Annotated in this window: 17 protein-coding genes; 12 read left to right on the plus strand and 5 right to left on the minus strand. The window is 62.2% G+C overall.

Annotation, left to right across the window (positions count from 1 at the left end; translation table 11 throughout):
* The first annotated feature begins 5 nt into the window (after positions 1-5).
* Positions 6-1,037: an SDR family oxidoreductase gene (locus tag ACZ2HM_RS14775; protein ID WP_076605455.1), complete on the plus strand. Its 1,032-nt coding sequence runs from the start codon at positions 6-8 to the stop codon at positions 1,035-1,037.
* Positions 1,027-1,506, plus strand: coding sequence for a DUF2147 domain-containing protein (locus ACZ2HM_RS14780; protein WP_037473133.1), 480 nt, complete (start codon positions 1,027-1,029; stop codon positions 1,504-1,506). The genes ACZ2HM_RS14775 and ACZ2HM_RS14780 overlap by 11 nt, the downstream gene beginning before the upstream one ends.
* Here ACZ2HM_RS14780 and ACZ2HM_RS14785 read toward each other — a convergent pair.
* Positions 1,503-2,846: a spinster family MFS transporter gene (locus ACZ2HM_RS14785; RefSeq protein WP_470425554.1), complete on the minus strand. Its 1,344-nt coding sequence runs from the start codon at positions 2,844-2,846 to the stop codon at positions 1,503-1,505. The genes ACZ2HM_RS14780 and ACZ2HM_RS14785 overlap by 4 nt on opposite strands.
* An 85-nt stretch (positions 2,847-2,931) precedes the next feature.
* Positions 2,932-3,213, minus strand: coding sequence for a hypothetical protein (locus ACZ2HM_RS14790; RefSeq protein WP_052027812.1), 282 nt, complete (start codon positions 3,211-3,213; stop codon positions 2,932-2,934).
* A 563-nt stretch (positions 3,214-3,776) separates the two neighbouring features.
* On the opposite strand from ACZ2HM_RS14790, the gene ACZ2HM_RS14795 reads away from it, so the two are divergent.
* The 10 genes from ACZ2HM_RS14795 to ACZ2HM_RS14840 all read left to right on the plus strand — a co-directional run bounded on the left by ACZ2HM_RS14795 (position 3,777) and on the right by ACZ2HM_RS14840 (position 14,331).
* Positions 3,777-4,574: a MipA/OmpV family protein gene (locus ACZ2HM_RS14795; RefSeq protein ID WP_470425555.1), complete on the plus strand. Its 798-nt coding sequence runs from the start codon at positions 3,777-3,779 to the stop codon at positions 4,572-4,574.
* A 106-nt stretch (positions 4,575-4,680) separates the two neighbouring features.
* Entirely contained in the window at positions 4,681-5,295 is a 615-nt protein-coding gene (locus tag ACZ2HM_RS14800) for a class I SAM-dependent methyltransferase (protein WP_470425556.1), read from the plus strand.
* Positions 5,292-6,155: an MlaA family lipoprotein gene (locus ACZ2HM_RS14805; protein ID WP_052027813.1), complete on the plus strand. Its 864-nt coding sequence runs from the start codon at positions 5,292-5,294 to the stop codon at positions 6,153-6,155. Before ACZ2HM_RS14800 ends, ACZ2HM_RS14805 begins: the two co-directional genes overlap by 4 nt.
* A gap of 72 nt (positions 6,156-6,227) precedes the next feature.
* A complete protein-coding gene (locus ACZ2HM_RS14810; protein WP_037479840.1) occupies positions 6,228-6,698 on the plus strand; it encodes a (2Fe-2S)-binding protein in 471 nt (156 codons plus the stop codon).
* Between the two features lie 56 nt (positions 6,699-6,754).
* Positions 6,755-7,369, plus strand: coding sequence for an Isoquinoline 1-oxidoreductase subunit (locus ACZ2HM_RS14815; protein ID WP_202807687.1), 615 nt, complete (start codon positions 6,755-6,757; stop codon positions 7,367-7,369).
* A 25-nt stretch (positions 7,370-7,394) separates the two neighbouring features.
* The gene (locus ACZ2HM_RS14820) at positions 7,395-9,575 is read left to right on the plus strand and encodes a xanthine dehydrogenase family protein molybdopterin-binding subunit (protein ID WP_470425557.1); all 2,181 of its coding nucleotides are present in this window, start codon (positions 7,395-7,397) and stop codon (positions 9,573-9,575) included.
* Positions 9,576-9,702: 127 nt separating this feature from the next.
* Complete coding sequence (locus ACZ2HM_RS14825) at positions 9,703-10,791, plus strand: endonuclease/exonuclease/phosphatase family protein (RefSeq protein ID WP_470425558.1); 1,089 nt, start codon at positions 9,703-9,705, stop codon at positions 10,789-10,791.
* Entirely contained in the window at positions 10,788-11,942 is a 1,155-nt protein-coding gene (locus tag ACZ2HM_RS14830) for a TonB-dependent receptor domain-containing protein (protein ID WP_470425559.1), read from the plus strand. The genes ACZ2HM_RS14825 and ACZ2HM_RS14830 overlap by 4 nt, the downstream gene beginning before the upstream one ends.
* A gap of 11 nt (positions 11,943-11,953) precedes the next feature.
* Positions 11,954-13,465 (plus strand): phospholipid carrier-dependent glycosyltransferase, encoded by a 1,512-nt coding sequence (locus tag ACZ2HM_RS14835; RefSeq protein WP_470425560.1) that lies wholly within the window; start codon positions 11,954-11,956, stop codon positions 13,463-13,465.
* A gap of 77 nt (positions 13,466-13,542) precedes the next feature.
* Positions 13,543-14,331 carry a YncE family protein gene (locus ACZ2HM_RS14840; protein ID WP_443211301.1) on the plus strand — a complete coding sequence of 263 codons (789 nt, stop codon included), beginning with the start codon at positions 13,543-13,545 and terminating at the stop codon, positions 14,329-14,331.
* An 18-nt stretch (positions 14,332-14,349) separates the two neighbouring features.
* Here ACZ2HM_RS14840 and uvrB read toward each other — a convergent pair whose 3' ends face one another.
* Genes uvrB through ACZ2HM_RS14855 form a run of 3 tightly spaced genes read right to left on the minus strand, consistent with a single transcriptional unit; the run spans position 14,350 to position 17,750 of the window.
* Positions 14,350-16,533 carry an excinuclease ABC subunit UvrB gene (gene uvrB, locus ACZ2HM_RS14845; RefSeq protein WP_037475123.1) on the minus strand — a complete coding sequence of 728 codons (2,184 nt, stop codon included), beginning with the start codon at positions 16,531-16,533 and terminating at the stop codon, positions 14,350-14,352.
* A 40-nt stretch (positions 16,534-16,573) separates the two neighbouring features.
* The gene (locus tag ACZ2HM_RS14850) at positions 16,574-17,002 is read right to left on the minus strand and encodes a hypothetical protein (protein WP_037475120.1); all 429 of its coding nucleotides are present in this window, start codon (positions 17,000-17,002) and stop codon (positions 16,574-16,576) included.
* Positions 16,989-17,750 (minus strand): DNA/RNA non-specific endonuclease, encoded by a 762-nt coding sequence (locus ACZ2HM_RS14855; protein ID WP_470425561.1) that lies wholly within the window; start codon positions 17,748-17,750, stop codon positions 16,989-16,991. The genes ACZ2HM_RS14850 and ACZ2HM_RS14855 overlap by 14 nt, the downstream gene beginning before the upstream one ends.
* Positions 17,751-18,026: the final 276 nt, after the last annotated feature.

The following is an 18,026-nucleotide window of genomic DNA, read 5'->3' on the forward strand; positions in this document are numbered from 1 at the left end:
GCTCCATGACAGGTTGGACAGCGTCCGACATCCCTCCGCAGCAAGGCCGGGTGGCTGTCGTCACCGGTACGGGTGGCCTGGGATATGAAACAGCATATGCACTGGTAAAGGCCGGTGCAGAGGTAATTCTCGCGGGACGCGATCTGGCCAAGGGCGCGGCTGCGATCGAACGGATCGCCAGTCATGTGCCGGACGCAGCGATCCGCTTCGAACGGCTGGATCTGGCAAGCCTTGCATCGATTGCGGACTTTGGTCGTCGGCTTGCGCGTGAAAGGGATAGTCTGGACCTGCTCGTCAACAATGCCGGCGTCATGGTTCCGCCTCGGCATATGGTGACCGCCGATGGCTTCGAATTGCAGATGGGCACCAACTATCTTGGCCACTTCGCCCTGACCGGACATCTTATGCCGTTGTTGCGAAAGGGCCAGGCGACACGCATCATCTCCGTATCGAGCGTCGCGGCGCGTAGCGGGGAGATCGACTTCGACAATTTGCAGGGACAGCAGACATATAGGCCCATGGTGGCCTACAGCCAGTCCAAGCTGGCCTGCCTGATGTTTGCGCTGGAGTTGCAGCATCGCAGTTGGACTCATGGCTGGAACGTGACCAGCATTGCCGCCCACCCCGGCGTATCTCGCACCGGTTTGTTGCACAATGGACCTGGACGCTGGAGTGTGCCCGGCCTCGCCCGATCGGTCTTGCCATTCCTGTTTCAACCCGCCGCACAAGGCGCTCTACCTTTGTTGTTCGCGGCAACATCCCCACAAGCCAAGGGTGGTGCCTATTATGGTCCGAACAGGATGGGGGAAACACGCGGGCAGCCCGCTTTGGCCAAAGTGCCGCCCCAGGCCTTGGACGAGGCATCGGTCGCTCATCTGTGGGACATATCCGAGGCGCTGACGTCCGTCAGCTATGAGCCTGAAGCGGTGGACGATGTCGGCCTCTTATCGCTGGCGGAGAACAGCCCAGGGTCCGTTGCCAGGTCGCGCCATATTCCCCCTATCCCTATGGTACAGGAAAACGACAATGTTCAATAGGTTCGGAATGCCCTTGGTCACGGTCTTTGCCGCGCAAATGGTGGCCATGTCGCCCGTTTTCTCACAGGTCGCCCAACCCGCAGCGATCAAGGGGTTGTGGCAAGCGGAAGATGGCAGCATGAAGATCGATATGTTCGACGCGGGCGGCGGCAATTATGCGGGACGGCTGATCTATGGCCGCCGCGCTGTCGAAGCAGATGGCAAGACATTCAAACGCGACGTCCGCAACCCCGATGCCAAATTGAGGGCACGGTCGCTTGAGGGGATCACGATCCTGAACAATCTTAAATGGAATGCCGGCAATCGGCGTTTCGAGGGCGGCACATTATATGACGGCACGTCGGGCCGGACCTATTCCGCCCGCGTCACGATCATCGGCGAGAAGATGGAATTGCGCGGCTATATGGGGTCGCCTTTGCTGGGGCGCACGATCACCTTCAATCGGGCGGCACGCGATGCTGTCCGCTAACCACGCCGATGCTCTGGAACGACTGATGCCTGAAACCAGTCATGAATGCGGCGATTTGCGATCAGATAGGCTGTCGCCGTCAACACTGTGGCGACTGGCACGACCAACAGGCCCAGCCCCAGGCCATTTGCGACATGCGCGGCGCTCGCGGCGTCGCTGATGACGCCTACCAATAATGGGCCGATGGCAGGTCCGACCAGGCTGGAACCGATCATGCCAAGGCTGGATGCCATGGCTTCGCGGCCTCGGCCAGCCACCAGATGCGCGCTGCCAAAGGCGTAAGGCAGCGTGAAAGCAAAGGCGAACATGGCCGGCAGGAGCAGGACGATGCACAGCCAGCCGACCGGGACGAACAATGCCATCGTCGTGGTAACCGCCGCGATGATGAAGAGGATGGCCGGTGCAGCGAGCATGGCACTGGATTTATGGCGGGCGACGCGGTCGAAGCCGCGTCCGCCCAGCAGCGTTCCGGCAACACCCGATATGCCCTGAAGCACGCCGAAGGCCAGCCCGGCCTCGCTGGCGCTATAGCCATGGGTGCGGATCAGGAACGGCGTTGCAAAAGCATAGAAGGGGGTGGCCGCAAAGCCAAGCGTCACAGCACCGACGACCAGCCAGCGAAACGGCGGGGACGCCAGCAATTGCATGCTTGCCCCGACAAAGGACTGCGTGTCCGCCCCTCTTTGGGGTCGTCGCGGCGGTGTCGGGCCGATGGCCAGCAGCGCGAAAATGCCGATCAGGCATCCCATCATGCCGGCGCCCATGAGCGCGGCGCGCCAGCCGAACATATCGTTGATCGCCCCACCAAGGCCGAAGCCAGCCATCGTCCCGATCGGCATGCCCAGGGAAAAGACGCCGATCGCGACGCCACGATGCATCGGGCTTACCTTGCGGGCGATCAGGGCATGGCCGGATGGCACAGCCCCGGCTTCGCCGATCGCTACCCCAAAGCGCGTCATGGCGAGGAGCATGAAGCTTGCAGCCAGACCGCCCATTGCCGTCATGACGCTCCAGACGAGGGTGCATAGCACCAATATCGCGCGCGGTGACCCGCGATCCGACAGATAGGCAAAGGGCAAGGATAACAGGGCATAGCAGACGGCAAATGCGACGCCGGTCAACAAGCCGACCTGGGTGTCGCTCAACGATAGATCCGCCTTGATGGACTCCAGCAGGATGAAAGGGAGGACGCGATCGATCTGCGCAAAGGCACTGATCAGAAACAGCGACACAAGCAGCAGGAAGCGACGACGGTTCGACGGATAGCCGCTCCCGCTTTCCGTCTCTTGCGCGATCGAGTTCGGCTTCGCCATGATCGGGGAGGGGCTATCGAAGGCCATCTCTATTGCGCTGATGGTCTATCATGCGCACGCACTTCTTTGCGCCTTCTATCGGTGCAAGCCGCTCCTTCCGGCACATCTTCGATCATGAAAATAAATGCCCCATGCCGATCATCATCTTCGGTCCCCAATTGAGCGCGGTGAAGCGCCAGGTCGCCAACAGGATGAAGCTGCTGGCGAGCAGCAATATAGCGGTCGTTGCCATGCTGGCCATCGCACCGCGGTCATGGCGACACGACCGGATGAACAGTTCCGCAACCAACAGGTTCGGCAGGTAGAAGAAAAACGCCATTATCGTGTCGAACCAACCGGTAAAACCGTCAATAGCAATGCCCCCGGTCAATGCGAACCAGACGCCATATTCCATGCGGTAAAGTCATGATCCGACCGTCAGTGCGAACAGCCTGATCGCCTAGGCGCGATGATCCCCGTAGCGGCCTGACCGGGCGCGACTATAAATCATGGCCGCGCGCAACCCTCCGAAAGACGCGGTCTTTCAAATGCTGCAACCATAGGATCGGGCAACCGACCCATTTCCGACATAGTTTCGCGCGTGACCATAACTCTCGTGCATTGGCGGATATCGACTACCTCCTTGGGGATGTCATCCGTCAGGACGAGCCGCCCCAATTCTCTGGGCAGTGCCACCGAGTGGGCTGCCAGGTTGCACGAATAGGCAATTTTATTGCGGTTTCCGGCATTCCGATGCCCCGCAGGTCGATCTAGAGATTGGGCCAGTGGTCGACATGACCAGAAAGAACAGGGGTTGGGATGCATCCCGCCTCTCAAAAGCCAACGGATGCTGCCGTCTCCCCCTCCCCCCTCGATGCGGCATCCGGGGCCACCGAAGGTCAGTCCTGCAAAAGCAGGATGTCTTCGGTGGCCACCCCAGACTTCGGTCAAAACCCAACTTTTCGCCAAGGATAGTCGATGATGCGCTATATTCCACCGATCCTGTTTCTTCGCACCATGGCTCTCGCCGTTCCGACAGCGTCGGCCCAAGTGGTGCCGACCGACGGCTCGCCCCATGGCATGGTCGCCGTCGGTGCTGGCATCGTGCCTGAATTTGACGGTGCGCAGGATATGCGCGCAGTGCCATTCGTGCTGGGAGATGTGCGCTGGGGCGACGTCACGATGGAGTTTCGCGGGCTGCGTGCCCGTGTCGATCTGGCATCCGATCCGCGCCTTTCGGCGGGACCACTGATCGGTCCCCGGCTGGGGCGGAACGACGCCGACGGCGCGGTTGGCCGGTTGCCGGAAATAGACATGGCGGTCGAAGCGGGCGCATTCGTCGGCTATCGGTTCGGTGGCGAGCGCTATGGCCAGGGTTCGGTCCAGGTCGAACTGTCGCTCGCGCATGATGTGTCCAATACCCACAACGGGCTGATCGTGACGGCCAGTGCCAGCTATGCCGCCGTTCGCACCACCGATTTCTTCCTTTCGGTGGACGCACAATCCAGTTGGACCAATGCGGACTATGCGCGCACCTATTTCGGTGTCGATCGCGCTGGTGCGACGGCCAGCGGGCTTGACCTGTATCGGCCCGGGGCGGGCTTCCGTGACATTGGCGGGGGCATGTCCGCAGGCTATTGGTTCAGCCCGCGGTTTGGCGTGATGGCCCGCGCGGGTGTCAACTATCTTGTGGGCGATATTGCCGATAGCCCGATCACCGATGAGGGACGCCGCCTGCAGCCGATGGCCGCCCTCGCACTATCCTACCGGTTCTGAGGCGCGCCATGCCCGATCCCGTCGGCGCGCTCCTGATCGCGCACGCGCAATGCCGTTTCGCCTGGCTATGGCTCAGCGCGCAACTTTGTCTGCGGGGGACATTGCCTTGACCAGCCGCACCGCCGAAGCCTGCCATTCCTTTCGCGCCTGGCTGGCGGAGCCGTTGCGGGTCGCGGCGGTGGCCCCTTCCGGTCGTGCCCTGTCCGCGCTGATGCTATCTGAAATATCGCCTGCAGCAGGACCGATCATCGAACTTGGTCCCGGAACCGGAGCCTTCACCCGCGCCATGGTTGCCAAGGGCGTTGCCCAGGAAAAGCTGGCCTTGATCGAATATGGGGCCGATTTCGTTGCAAAACTCTCCGTGGACTTCCCGCGCGCGCGGACGCTCCGGATGGACGCAACCCGGCTGCGGAATGTGGCGTTGTTCGACGGTGCCTCGGCCGGAGTGGTCATCAGCGGCCTGCCTTTGCTGTCGATGACCGTCAGACAGATTTTCGCCATCATGGACGGTGCGTTCGCCCATCTGCATGGGGATGGCGTCTTTTATCAGTTCACTTACGGCTTGCGCTGTTCGGTCCCGCGCCCGGTACTCGACCGCCTGGGTCTGAAGGCCACATTTGTCGGCCATACGTTCGCCAATCTACCCCCTGCATCCGTGTATCGCATCTGCCGCCGTCGGTCGCGCCACCCACACCGCTTTGTCGAAGGGACGGAGGCATGACCATCTCCGCCCTGATCCTGGCTTTGCCGTTCGTCGGCATGCCGTCGGAGAATGCTTTGATCGCGGGTCATGAACAAGGCTACCGGCCCCCGGAAGCCGTCGTACAGACCCTGTCGATCGAGCCTGAGGTGGCGACCGAGACAGAACCGCCCGAAGACGGCGCCATTGTCGTGACCGGGCGTGGGCAATCCGAGCGCATCGATCCATTGCGCGCGTTGAATGCGGAAAGTTTCGCGATCGTCCAATCTGTCGATGGCGCGGTCACGCGGCCTGTCGCGTTGGCCTATCAACGCACAGTGCCTGCGCCGGTTCGCAGCGGTCTGCGCAACTTTCTGGGCAATCTTCAGGAGCCGGTCGTTTTTCTCAACTATCTTCTGCAATTCAAGGTCGGCAAAAGTGTCGAGACATTGGGGCGTTTTTCGATCAATTCGACGATCGGCGCCGCCGGGCTTTTCGACATCGCCAAACGCCGCCCCTTCAATCTTCCGCATCGCAATAATGGCTTTGCCTATACCCTGGGCTTTTATGGCGTAAAGTCGGGACCATATATGTATTTGCCGCTGATGGGACCGACCACGCTTCGCGACCTTGCGGGTCGCCTGATTGATCTTTCGGTGCTGCCCTTCGCGGTAGGGCAGCCCTTGAACGACCCGGCATTCGTCATTCCAACGACGGTCCTCCGTCTGGTGGACGAACGGGCCGAATCGGATGAGACCACGCGGAAACTGCTGGACGGAGCCGACGATCCTTATTCGACCATCAGAACCGAATATCTGCGTTTGCGACAGGCAGAGATCGATGCGCTACGCGGCAGATTGCCCATGGCACGCCAAATGGAGGATCAGGCATGTTTTGCGTAGCTATCGGCCTTCTGCGGTCTAATCGATCATCCTACTCTCTTCCCATGATCCGGGTTTCAAAGGCTTAGCGCGATGCCATACTCCCTTTCGGTCAACGGCCAGGTCCATGATGTGGAGGATGACGGCCAGACTCCGCTTCTGTGGGTTCTGCGCGATACGCTCAAGCTGACAGGCACCAAATATGGCTGCGGCATTGCGCAATGCGGTGTCTGTACGGTGCATGTCGATGGCCAACCTATGCGATCCTGCACCCTGCCGCTGGAGGCTGTGGCCTCAGCACAGATCGTGACGATCGAAGCGGTGGAAGGCGTCGAGGCGCGGGCGATACAGGATGCCTGGGTCGCCCGCGACGTGCCGCAATGTGGTTTTTGTCAATCCGGTCAGGTCATGAGCGCGATCGCGATGTTGCGTGCCATCCCTGCTCCCACCGATGGCGATATCGACATCGCGGTGAGCGGCAATCTTTGCCGTTGCGCGACCTATAATCGCATTCGTGCCGCGATTCACGATGCTGCGGCGGCTGTCGGGGCGAGCAAGTCGTGACGCGCCGGCGGACATCGCGATGGCGGTTGGGCTGTGTTGGGCTATTGGCGCTTCTGATGATGGCGGTCATCGTGACGGGCACGATTGCGCTGTGGCCCCGATCATTGCCGGAAAGCCAATCGCTTCCTGCTGATCTTTCGCCTGTTACCTTCGCTCCCCTGCGCCCGGCGGCGGCGTTTGCGACCATAGCCGATCGCAAAGCCCGGTCCGTTGCTTTGTTCACCGAAGCGGGCAGGGTGATCCAGCATCCCCGCTGCGTGAACTGCCACCCCCGCACCGACAGGCCGACGCAGACGGACGCAATGCGCCCGCATCGGCCCTTGGTGACGCGCGGGACGGACGGCGGCGGTGTAGCAACGCTTCGCTGTTCGACATGTCATCATGACGCCAATTTCACGCCGTCCGGCGTGCCGGGCAACCCGAAATGGAAACTCGCGCCCGTTGAAATGGCCTGGCAAGGCAAGACGCTTGGCCAGATTTGCCGACAGATACTGGACCCGGCGCGTGCCCACATGACCCGCGCGCAATTGCTTCACCACATGACACAGGACGAACTGGTCGGTTGGGCCTGGCATCCAGGCGGAGAACGCACGCCAGCGCCGGGTGCGCAGGCGCAGTTCGGCGCGCTGATAGCGGCGTGGCTCGATACCGGTGGCCAATGCCCGGCATAGCCCCTTTGCAGACAGGAAATGGCTTGTGACAGACGCCCCCAAAGCCGCGCGCTCCATCCAGATGTCTCGTCGCAGGATGATCCTGGGCGGCTCTCTGATTGGCGGCGCATTGGTCGTCGGCTATGCCGCGACGCACCCCATGCAGGTGGCAGGCGCGATTTTGCAAGCGGGTGGAAGTGATCCGGAACCCAACGCCTTCGGATCGTTCATCCGGATCGACGCCGAAGGCTGGGTGACGGTCGTCAACAAGCAGCAGGAATTGGGGCAGGGCATCCACGCCGGCTTGGCCGCGATGATCGCCGAAGAAATGGACGCCGATTGGGATAAGGTGCGCGTTATGACGGCACCGTCCAATTTTCGCGTTTACGGCACGCAGATGACGGCTGGATCGACGGCGACGGCGAGCAACTGGGATACGATGCGAAATGCAGGCGCAGCGGCGCGCGCCATGTTCGTTGCGGCGGCAGCGCACCGTTGGAATGTGCCGCCCCAGTCGATCGCAGTACGCGACGGCCTGGTCTCCCATGTCCGGTCGGGGCGATCCGCCAGCTTTGCGGATCTGCTTGTGGAGGCCTCGCGCCAGACGCCACCGCAGCAGCCCGCTCTCAAGGAGCCCAAGGACTATAGGCTGATCGGCACGGATCGCGTCCGCCGCAAGGATAGCCTGCCGAAAAGCAACGGCCGCCAGATCTATACTCAGGACGTCCAATTGCCCGACATGCTGGTCGCGATAGTTGCCCATAGTCCGCGCTTCGGCGGTACGCTTGCCAAGTTCGATGCCGCCGATGCGCGCACGGTGAAGGGAGTCGTCGATGTCTTTGCAATCGAAAGCGGCATCGCCGTCGTTGCGGAAAACACCATCGCCGCACGGCGGGGGCGGGATGCGCTTCGGATCATATGGGACGACAGCGCCGCTGAAAAACGTTCCACGCCCGATCTGGTGCGCCATTATCATGACATCGCTGCCGGGCGTTCGGATGTCGAGCCGAGCGATTTTCATAGCAAGGGGGAAGACCCTCAAATTGCATTTGGGCGGGACGCGATCGAATTCACATTCGATTTCCCCTATCTGGCACATGCGCCGATGGAGACGCTGGATTGCGTCGCGCAAGTTGATGGTTGGGACGTCAAGATCATCTCCGGCTCTCATCTGCCAACAGTCGATCAGGTGCATGCCGCACGCGCAGCCATCACCATACCCGGCCGCGTCGATATCGATGTGATACCCGCGGGCGGATCATTCGGGCGGCGGGGAATCATGACATCCGACTATCTCGTCGAATGCGTGCGGATCGCAAAGCGAACGAACGGGCGGCCCGTCAAACTGATCTGGACACGGGAGGATGAGATGGCGGCGGGATATTATCGCCCGATGGCGCATCATCGCGTCTCCGCGGAACTTGATCGGGATGGATTTCCCAAGCGCTGGCGCCACCATGTCGTCGCGCAATCGTTGATCCCGTTCATCACCGGACCGACCGTGGAGGGCATTGCCGAGTCACCCTATCTGGCATCGGCGGAGAGTATCGACGGCAAGGTTTTCGCGCCTTCCTGCCCGGTGCCGGTCGCCTTCTGGCGATCGGTCGGCCATTCCTATAATGCTATGGTGATGGAGCATATCGTCGATCAACTCGCCCGAAAGGCCGAGCGCGATCCGGCGGATTATCGCCGCGCCATGTATCGAAAAGCGACGGCGAAGCGGCATGAGGCCGTGCTCGAAATGCTATGCAGCAAAGCGGATTGGGGCATGCCGCTCGAAAGCGGATGGGCGCGCGGCATGGCCATTCACGAATGTTTCGGCACGGTCGTCGGCCAGGTTGCCGAAGTGAGGTTGGACGAAGGGAGGCCGGTCATACGCCGGGTCGTCGCCGTGGTCGATTGCGGCATCGCCATCTCGCCCGACCAGATCGCGGCCCAGATGGAAGGCGGTATAGGCTTTGGTCTGTCGGCCGCACTCCACGGCGCCGTCACGCTCAAGGACGGTATCGTTCAGGAATGTAATTTCGACACCTATCCCATCGTCCGCATGAACGAGATGCCGACGGTTGAAACGCATATCCTGCCGTCCACAAACAGGCCGAGTGGCATGGGCGAACCGGGCGTGCCCCCCATTGCCCCCGCAATTGCAAACGCAATTTTCGCTCTGACTGGCTCAGCCACAACCCGCCTGCCGCTGATTGACCTCACGGTGCCGAGAGACGCATAATTTACCCGGCCCGGTCCCCTCATTTCGATGACGGCAACGGCGCAAAAGTTTAACCGCACTGTCGCTTAAGCGACATGGGGACGACTCATTGGCCCGCTATCCTCCGACCAAACGGGGGGCCGTCACCATGTACCGACCATTTCGCGCTGTGTTGTTCGCAGGGCTTGTCGCGCTCGCCGCCGCCGGATCGACCCATGGTGGCGACCAGGCCGCGCCGCAATGGGGCATCGCGCAACCCGTTCCGAACGACGGGCGATTGTCGGTCATGACCTATAATATCAAGGGACTGCCCTGGCCGATCGTGTCGGATCGGCGCGCCGCGCTGACCGCTATCGCCGACCGGCTCGCCCGGCTGCGGCAATCAGGGCGACAGCCTCATGTCATCCTGTTGCAGGAAGCGTTTACGCCGGAGTCGGCGCAGATCGCCGCGCGCGCAGGCTATCGCCATGTCGCGCAGGGACCGGACGTAGCGCACCGTTCCACCGCGGCGGCGCAGGGGGCGGACCAATCGCATCTGGCGCAGGCGCGGTGGGATCGTGGAGAGGCGATCGGCAAGCAGCTGAGCAGCGGCCTGCAAATCCTGTCCGACTATCCCATCACCCGGATCGATCGCATGGCTTTTCCCGACTTTGCCTGCGCCGGGTTCGATTGCCTGGCCAATAAGGGCGTGCTGATCGCGCATATAAGCGTGCCGGGCTTCGAGCGACCCGTCAGCATCGTCAACACGCATCTCAATGCCCGGAAAGCCGCAGGCGTAGCGATCGACCGATCGCAGCGCGCCTTTGCCCGGCAGGTCGATCTGGTGACGCAGTTCGTGGCGGCGCATGTGCCTGCCGGTCAGCCGATGATCCTGGGCGGTGACATGAATATCGGGCAGGATCGGTTGCGCGCCCATATCTTCTTCACCCGGTTCGCGCAGGCCGAAATGCGCTTCATCGCGCCGGAACTGGACGGCGCACGCCGGGCGCTGGCGCAATCCGCCTGGGCCAACGACGCGATACGGCGCGACCTGACTTCTACCAGAGCGCGGGCGAAGGATTGGCTGTTCGCACGGGATGCGGGCGACCGTCCGCTCAAGGTGGTCGCGGCGCATGTGCCCTTCGGATCGGAACCCGATAGCCAGCCGCTTTCCGACCATTTTGGTTATGTTATCGACTACAGCCTGCGTAGCGGGGTCGATCTGGCGCGATCGGACCGCGCGGGGGCAGCATCATGAGCCGGGCCGTGTGGTCGTTGCTCTGGCTCATCCCTGCCTCTACCGCCGCCCAGGCGCAGGAGATGCCGGTGGAAACGGGTATCCGCTTTTCGCTGAAACGCCCATCCGGCCTGTCACCGATGACGGCTCCTCGGCCAGCCTATTCGCAGTTCCGCCCACGGATGGAAGCGGCAACGCCGGTCCATGTCGACGATCGCGACCAGGACATCCAGATCCGCTGGCAGACGACCGCGCGTCGTTTCCTTGGAACGACCGCCGCGACGTCGTTCGCGCCGCATAGGCTCTCGCGCAGCCGGATGGTGCGCTATGGCGTGCAGGATCGCTGGCTGGTCGGCGAGCATCTGACCGCCACGCTGGGCTGGCATGGGATCAAGGTCAGCAACCGCAATGCCAATGTCACCGCCGGGCCAGGGCGCGAAAAGCTGCGCGCAAACGACTGGTTTCTGCCGCGCGCGACGTTAGTCCTGCAAGCAAGGCAGGATTTGGCGTTGAGCCTGGATTATGCCAACACATTAAGGGCCTATGGCGAAACGGGCATGAGCGGACCGATGGGATTGCGCCACGATGATTTTCTGGCGTTGCGCCGGACGCTGAAGCCGGAAACACAAAGCCGCGTGCAGATGCGTGCCGACTGGAGCGCTGCGCCCACGCTCGGCCTGTCCCTGTCCTTGCAGGGCGGTCGGATCGACGACCGGTTGCGCTTTACCGGGCGCGGCACGGTGCCGGTCAACAGCGGCTCCGCACGGATCGATGGTGCGATTCTGGAAGCGCGCCATCAGGTGACACCGCAGTGGCAATGGTCGATCCGCTACAGCGACGCGCGGGTTCGCATGTCCGGCGGCGACGTCGTGCGCGAACAGAGCCTATCAGCCGGGTCCGTCTGGCAGGACGGTCCCTGGCGCGCGGCCCTGTCCGTTGCGCGTACCAGCGCGCCTGCCATGGCGGTGTCCGGCCCGCGCGCCGTGCGGGTCGAGGCCGGCGTCGATTATGCGCTGGCTGCGGTCGGCGGGCGACCGATTACCCTGTCGCTGCATATGACCGACCCGGACAATCTGGTCAGCGGGACATTTGCGCGCGATGACCTGTCCGGTTCGTTGCGCGCCACCGACCAGGCGCGCGCGGTGATGGCCCGCGCGCGGCTTGGCTGGTAGGCGCAAGTCCTATGCCATTGCGGATTGCCCTGTTGCTGCTGATCGCGGCCCTGATGTTGACCGTGGCGGCGTTCCGCCCGATCGATCATGACGAGGGGCAATATGTCGGCGCGGTTGCGATGATGCGCTTCGGCTTGCCCTATCGCGACTTCGCCTATCTCCAGACGCCCCTGCAACCACTGCTGTTCGCGCCGCTGGCGTGGATCGCGGAGGGGTGGCTCTTTCCGGCACTGCGCGCCATCAATGCCTTGCTCGCGCTGGGGGCGAGTGTCTGTCTGTGGATCGCCGCGCGGCGGGCGGGTGCGTCCGACCGGGCGGCAGCCATCGCTGCGGTGGCCTTATTGTCGAGCCATATGCTGTTGTTCGCCGGGAGTGTTGCGCGCAACGATGCGCTGCCCGTGTTGCTGATGACGGCCGGGCTGGCCGCCATGATCGGTCTGCTCCAGAATGACCGTGCGCGGTGGATGGCGTTGCTGGCCGGGCTGTTGCTGGGGGCGGCCGCGTCGGCGAAAATCAGCTATGGCCTTCCGGCCGCCGCCGTCGGCCTGTTTGCGCTATGGCACTGGCGGACGCTTGGCGCGGGCAGAGTCGGCCTGCTCGCTCTGGGCGGCGTGCTGGGCGGTCTGCCGACGATGGCGCTGGCCCTGCTGGCGCCGGACGCGGCCTGGTTCGGGATTATCGACTATAGCCTGAAGGCCCCGTTCGAGTGGCGCGCCTGGAATGAGAAGGCCGCCATGGTCGGCGGGCCGAAGAGCCTCATGCGGCTTGCCCGCTTCCTGGCGCAGGGCTGCGGCCTGATTGCGCTGGTCGCGGTTGCTTTGGTGGTCACCCGGCGCCGCACGCCGGTCGAACGATTGCTCGATATGATGATCGCCGCTGGGCTGGTGGCCGCCTGGCTGCCGCGACCGGTCTATGTCCAATATCTGGGGCCTTTGCTGCCTGCGCTTTTCCTTCGCTTTGCGTTGTTGACCGACGCGCCCTTCTGGCATCGTCGCGCTGGCCGCGCCCTGATCGCGTTGGGCATCGTCGCAGGCGTGGCACAGACCGCGACAAAGACAGCGGCCAATATGCTGGCGGGCCACAGTCCGGTTCAGGGGATCATGCAGGATGTGCGTGCAGTGGATCGCATCGTGGCTTCGACCGGCCTGTCCGGGTCGATCGTTACCCTGTCGCCGGAACGGTCGGTGGATGCGGCGCTGTCGATCGATCGCCGCTTCGTGACCGGGCCTTTCCTGTTCCGCACGCGCCACATCCTGACACGCGATGAGGCGCGGGCCTTTCATGCGACGACCATCCTATCTGCCGAAGCGGATCTGGATGCGAAGCCGCCCGCCATCATCCTGACGGGCAGTGAAGGCAAACCCACGGCGGCCTTTCCTCGCGGTTTGGATGCGGTGCTGATCGATTGGGCGCGATCGCATGGCTATCGTGCCGTCTCCTTGCCTTCGGGCACCCATCAGATGTTCCTGGCACCGCCATCGCCTGGCACAATGGCTGCGACCTTTGCCACGCAACCGTTATAATGCTGGTCTAGATCGGCTGGTCGATGCAATCGGAAGCCCCCCTCATGCCCTTTATCCTGCTGATCCTCGCGAGCCTGATGCTCGGCCTTGTCCCGGCAGGGGCAGAGCCGATGGCCGAGGTGCCATCGCCGCCACCCGTTCCCGTCATACTGCGCATGGCGGCGCCGGAAGCGCGGCAAGGCGTCGCATCGGACGGCACGCATCTCTATGCCATCGACAATGACCGAATCGGCAAATACCGTATCGCCACCGGCGAGCGGGTCGCCCAATGGCAGGGGGAGCGACGGCTGTTCCCCCACATGAACAGTTGCACCGTCGCGGGGCATGACCTGGTCTGCGCCGCGTCAAATTATCCACAGCTGCCCCAGACCAGCGCCATCGAGATTTTCGACACTCGCACGATGCGCCACAGTCGCACGATCAGCCTGGGCTTTGGCCCCGGTTCGCTCACCGCGCTCGACCGGCATGATGGCAAATGGTGGGCGGTCTATGCCAATTATGATGGCAAGGGCGGCGAGCCGAACCGGGACCATCGCTACACGCTGCTGGCGCGGCTGGACGATGCCTTCCGGCAGGAAGCGGCATGGACCTTTCCGGTCGACGTGCTGGCGCGCTTTGCGCCGTTCAGTTGCTCTGGCCTTAGCTGGAGCAATGATGGTCGCCTCTATGCGACCGGCCATGATCGGCCGGAAATATATGAACTGGCGCTACCCGAAGCCGGATCGCGCCTGGAACTGCGCCGCACCATCGGCATTGCCACACCAGGCCAAGCGATCGACTGGGATCCGGTCGAGAAAGGCCGTCTATGGTCCATCGACCGCGCCAGGACCGAAATGGTGGCGAGCTTTATCTCTGACGGAGACTAAGCCGGGAGACAGTTGAGGCTACCGCCCGAATTTCTTCTGCGTCTTACCGTAGCGCAATTTCCGCGTGCCCGGCTTGCCCTCGGTCGCGCGGCCCCTGGGCGCCGCAACCTGCTGCTCGTGCGGCAGACCCAGTTCTTCGGCTTCCAGCTTGCGGATTTCGTCGCGGATGCGCCCGGCCTCTTCGAACTCCAGGTCGGCGGCGGCGGCGCGCATCTTCTTTTCCAGATCCTCGATATAGGCGCGCAGATTGTGGCCGACCATGTGGGGGCGGTCGGCGTCGCCGGTGTCGACTGTGACCTGATCCTTTGACGCGACATGGGCGATGATGTCGCCGATATTGCGCTTGATCGTGGTCGGCGTGATGCCATGCTCTAGGTTATAGGCCTCCTGCTTTTCGCGCCGACGGGATGTTTCGCCCAGCGCCCGTTCCATGCTGCCGGTGATGCGATCGGCATAGAGGATCACGCGCCCGTCGACATTGCGCGCCGCGCGGCCGATCGTCTGGATGAGCGAAGTTTCGGAGCGCAAGAAGCCCTCCTTGTCTGCATCCAATATCGCGACCAGGCCGCATTCGGGGATGTCCAGCCCCTCGCGCAGCAGGTTGATGCCGATCAGCACGTCATAGACACCCAGCCGCAAATCGCGGATCAGCTCAATTCGCTCCAGCGTCTCGACATCGCTGTGCATATAGCGGACCTTCAAGCCCGCCTCGTGCATGAACTCGGTCAGATCCTCCGCCATCCGCTTGGTCAGGGTGGTGACGAGCGTGCGATAGCCTTGCGCGGCGACCTTGCGGCATTCGTTGATGAGGTCATCGACTTGATCCTCGACCGGCTTGATCTCGACCGGCGGGTCGATGAGGCCGGTGGGGCGGATGACCTGTTCGCTGAACACGCCGCCCGTCTGCTCCATTTCCCAATTGCCGGGCGTTGCGGAAACGCTGACCGTCTGCGGCCGCATCGCATCCCATTCGTTGAAGCGCAACGGCCGGTTGTCGATGCAACTCGGCAGCCGAAAACCATATTCGGCCAGTGTGATCTTGCGCCGATGGTCGCCGCGCGCCATCGCGCCGATCTGCGGCACGGTCTGGTGGCTTTCATCGACGAACAGTAGCGCATTTTCGGGCAGATATTCGAACAGGGTCGGCGGCGGTTCGCCCGGCAGGCGGCCGGTCAGGAAGCGCGAATAATTTTCGATCCCCGCGCAGCTTCCGGTCGCCGCGATCATCTCCAGGTCGAAATTGGTCCGCTGCTCCAGCCGCTGCGCTTCCAGCAGCTTGCCTTCAGCCTCCAGTTCCTTGAGCCGCTCGGTCAGTTCATGGCGGATCGCCTCCATCGCCTGTTTCAGCGTCGGGCCGGGGGTGACATGGTGGCTATTGGGAAAGATCTTCACATAGTCGAGGCTCGCAACCTTGCGCCCCGACAGCGGATCGAACTCGACAATCTCTTCAATCTCGTCCCCGAAAAAGGATATGCGCCAGGCTGTATCTTCATAATGCGACGGGAAAATCTCCAGATTGTCGCCCTTCACGCGAAAATTGCCGCGCGAAAAACCCGCATCGTTGCGCTTATATTGGAGCGCGACCAGCTTGCGGATGATCTCGCGCTGATCCTCGATCCCGCCCTTCTTCATCGAGAAAGTCATGGCCGAATAGGTTTCAACCGAGCCGATACCGTAAATGCAACTGACCGACGCGACGATGATGACATCGTCCCGCTCCAGCAGCGATCGCGTCGCTGAATGGCGCATCCGGTCGATGCTTTCGTTTACCGAGCTTTCCTTCTCGATATAGGTGTCCGACCGCGCGACATAGGCTTCGGGCTGGTAATAATCATAATAGCTGACGAAATATTCGACCGCATTGTCGGGAAAGAAGCTCTTGAACTCGCCATAGAGCTGGGCCGCGAGAATCTTGTTGGGTGCTAGGATCAGGGCAGGGCGCTGCAACGCTTCGATCATCTTGGCCATGGTGAAGGTCTTGCCGGAGCCGGTGACGCCCAGCAGCACCTGATCCTTCTCGCCCGCCAGCGCGCCCTCCACCAGTTCGGGGATCGCGGTGCGCTGGTCACCCGCCGGTTCATAATCGCTGACCAGCGTGAAGCGCCGTCCCCCCTCGCTCTTTTCCGGCCGCGCCGGGCGGTGCGGCACGAAACTGGTGCCGGTATCGGGTTCGTCGAGGGTTGTGCGGATCTGAATGGCCATGGGGGCAATATGGGGGCTTCGCGTCAGGACGCAATTGACGTCAGGGCTTCAACTCGACTGCGCCCTTCGGCATGGGTGGATAGACGACAGGCTTGCTGCCGAAACGCGCACGCAGAGCGGCCTGACGGCGTTCGTCATCGATTACTTCGACATCCACCTCGTCGGGATAACGGTAGTTGATCTCGAACTTTCCGTCCTTGATCTCATATTCCAGGATCGACCAGCGCTTGATGCCGCCTTCATCCGATTCGGCATACCAGGCTTTCCAAAGAAGGTCGGAAAGAGCCTCGGTGTCGTCGAGATTTCGAATCTGATGCCCTTCATCCTTGAAGATATTGGGGCTGATCCATCGGTCGCCGACTTCAACGTAGAGGAAAATGCCATCGGGATCGCTGCCGACGATATTGACCAGCTCCACGCCGATCTCGTTGTAAAGCGGCCCCAGAATGTCGAACTTATCTTTTGCCATCTTCGGCGCCTTTCGCTTCGTTCGGGAACTTCCTTCTGAATTTTTTGCCATCGATCTCCCAGATGACATTGAGCTGGTAGGGCCGTTGCGAAGTTCCTTCATAGAGGGGCTTGATATCCACGAACACTTTATGCCCGGCGCGCAATTCCCTGGCCCAGGAATCTTCCATGACGCGATAGCTGCCGCGGTTGAAGTTGGAATTCTGGGCGAAATGGTTGAAGCTGTCGCGGGGACCGTTGAAACGAGCAGCGATAAAATGGCCGCCATCGTCGTTGGCAAGACGGTCTGGCTTACCCGCCTGTGCCTGCCTATGGCGTGATCGCACAGGGGAAGCGGCCAGCGACAGTCCGCCATAGGTCCGGCGATTGCGCGCAATGACATCGATATGGAAATCATAGCCATTCTTCGTCTCCTTGCGCCAGTTGGTGTCGAGTATCTGGCTTTCCAGCGAAGGCGGATTGGCCGGGTCGGGCGGCAATTTCCCGCCATGCGTGTCCATATAATGGGCCAGCGCCAGAAACTTGGTTCTGGCTGCCTGCCCCGCATCCAGATAGGCCTGATGCGGCAGCTTGATCCGCTGGCCGATGCGGAGCGGCCGATCGAGCGGATGCTGGTTCAGCCATGCCAGATCGCGCACGGTCAGCCCTTTTCGGCGCGCGGCAATCTGGGTCAGCGTATCGCCTGACTGCACCATATAGATCGAATGGTTGCCCGGATAATCGGCGCGATTCGGACGGCGATCGGGCATCCCGTTGTCATCCGCGCGAACGACCCGACGATTCCGATCCCTTGGCGGCACAACGCCCCGCGTACCACCAGCCGGAAAATAGCGCCCCTGCCCGGCGAAGGTGAAGCGTCCGTCCTCTTCATCATGCCAGGGGTTGAATTTCATCTCCACAGGAGGAGGTGGAGAATCCATTCTTCGACCAGTACGTAGGTAGAGGTTGAAGGCCGTTAATCTATGTTGTTGGCTTGTCTCTTTCATCCGCACACCCCCCGATCTGCTGTCGTAGATGTAACAAAT

It is taken from the genome of Sphingobium sp. KKT206 (assembly GCF_055640555.1).

Bases quoted from the DNA above. Each gene is read 5' to 3' on its own strand.
- ACZ2HM_RS14810 (WP_037479840.1), top strand. From the start codon at position 6,228: ATGCCATACTCCCTTTCGGTCAACGGCCAGGTCCATGATGTGGAGGAT.
- ACZ2HM_RS14795 (WP_470425555.1), top strand. From the start codon at position 3,777: ATGATGCGCTATATTCCACCGATCCTGTTTCTTCGCACCATGGCTCTC.
- ACZ2HM_RS14780 (WP_037473133.1), top strand. From the start codon at position 1,027: ATGTTCAATAGGTTCGGAATGCCCTTGGTCACGGTCTTTGCCGCGCAA.
- ACZ2HM_RS14825 (WP_470425558.1), top strand. From the start codon at position 9,703: ATGTACCGACCATTTCGCGCTGTGTTGTTCGCAGGGCTTGTCGCGCTC.
- ACZ2HM_RS14785 (WP_470425554.1), bottom strand. From the start codon at position 2,846: ATGGCCTTCGATAGCCCCTCCCCGATCATGGCGAAGCCGAACTCGATC.
- ACZ2HM_RS14850 (WP_037475120.1), bottom strand. From the start codon at position 17,002: ATGGCAAAAGATAAGTTCGACATTCTGGGGCCGCTTTACAACGAGATC.
- ACZ2HM_RS14790 (WP_052027812.1), bottom strand. From the start codon at position 3,213: ATGGAATATGGCGTCTGGTTCGCATTGACCGGGGGCATTGCTATTGAC.
- ACZ2HM_RS14855 (WP_470425561.1), bottom strand. From the start codon at position 17,750: ATGCCCGATCGCCGTCCGAATCGCGCCGATTATCCGGGCAACCATTCG.
- ACZ2HM_RS14775 (WP_076605455.1), top strand. From the start codon at position 6: ATGACAGGTTGGACAGCGTCCGACATCCCTCCGCAGCAAGGCCGGGTG.
- uvrB (WP_037475123.1), bottom strand. From the start codon at position 16,533: ATGGCCATTCAGATCCGCACAACCCTCGACGAACCCGATACCGGCACC.
- ACZ2HM_RS14840 (WP_443211301.1), top strand. From the start codon at position 13,543: ATGCTCGGCCTTGTCCCGGCAGGGGCAGAGCCGATGGCCGAGGTGCCA.
- ACZ2HM_RS14830 (WP_470425559.1), top strand. From the start codon at position 10,788: ATGAGCCGGGCCGTGTGGTCGTTGCTCTGGCTCATCCCTGCCTCTACC.
- ACZ2HM_RS14805 (WP_052027813.1), top strand. From the start codon at position 5,292: ATGACCATCTCCGCCCTGATCCTGGCTTTGCCGTTCGTCGGCATGCCG.
- ACZ2HM_RS14835 (WP_470425560.1), top strand. From the start codon at position 11,954: ATGCCATTGCGGATTGCCCTGTTGCTGCTGATCGCGGCCCTGATGTTG.
- ACZ2HM_RS14815 (WP_202807687.1), top strand. From the start codon at position 6,755: ATGATGGCGGTCATCGTGACGGGCACGATTGCGCTGTGGCCCCGATCA.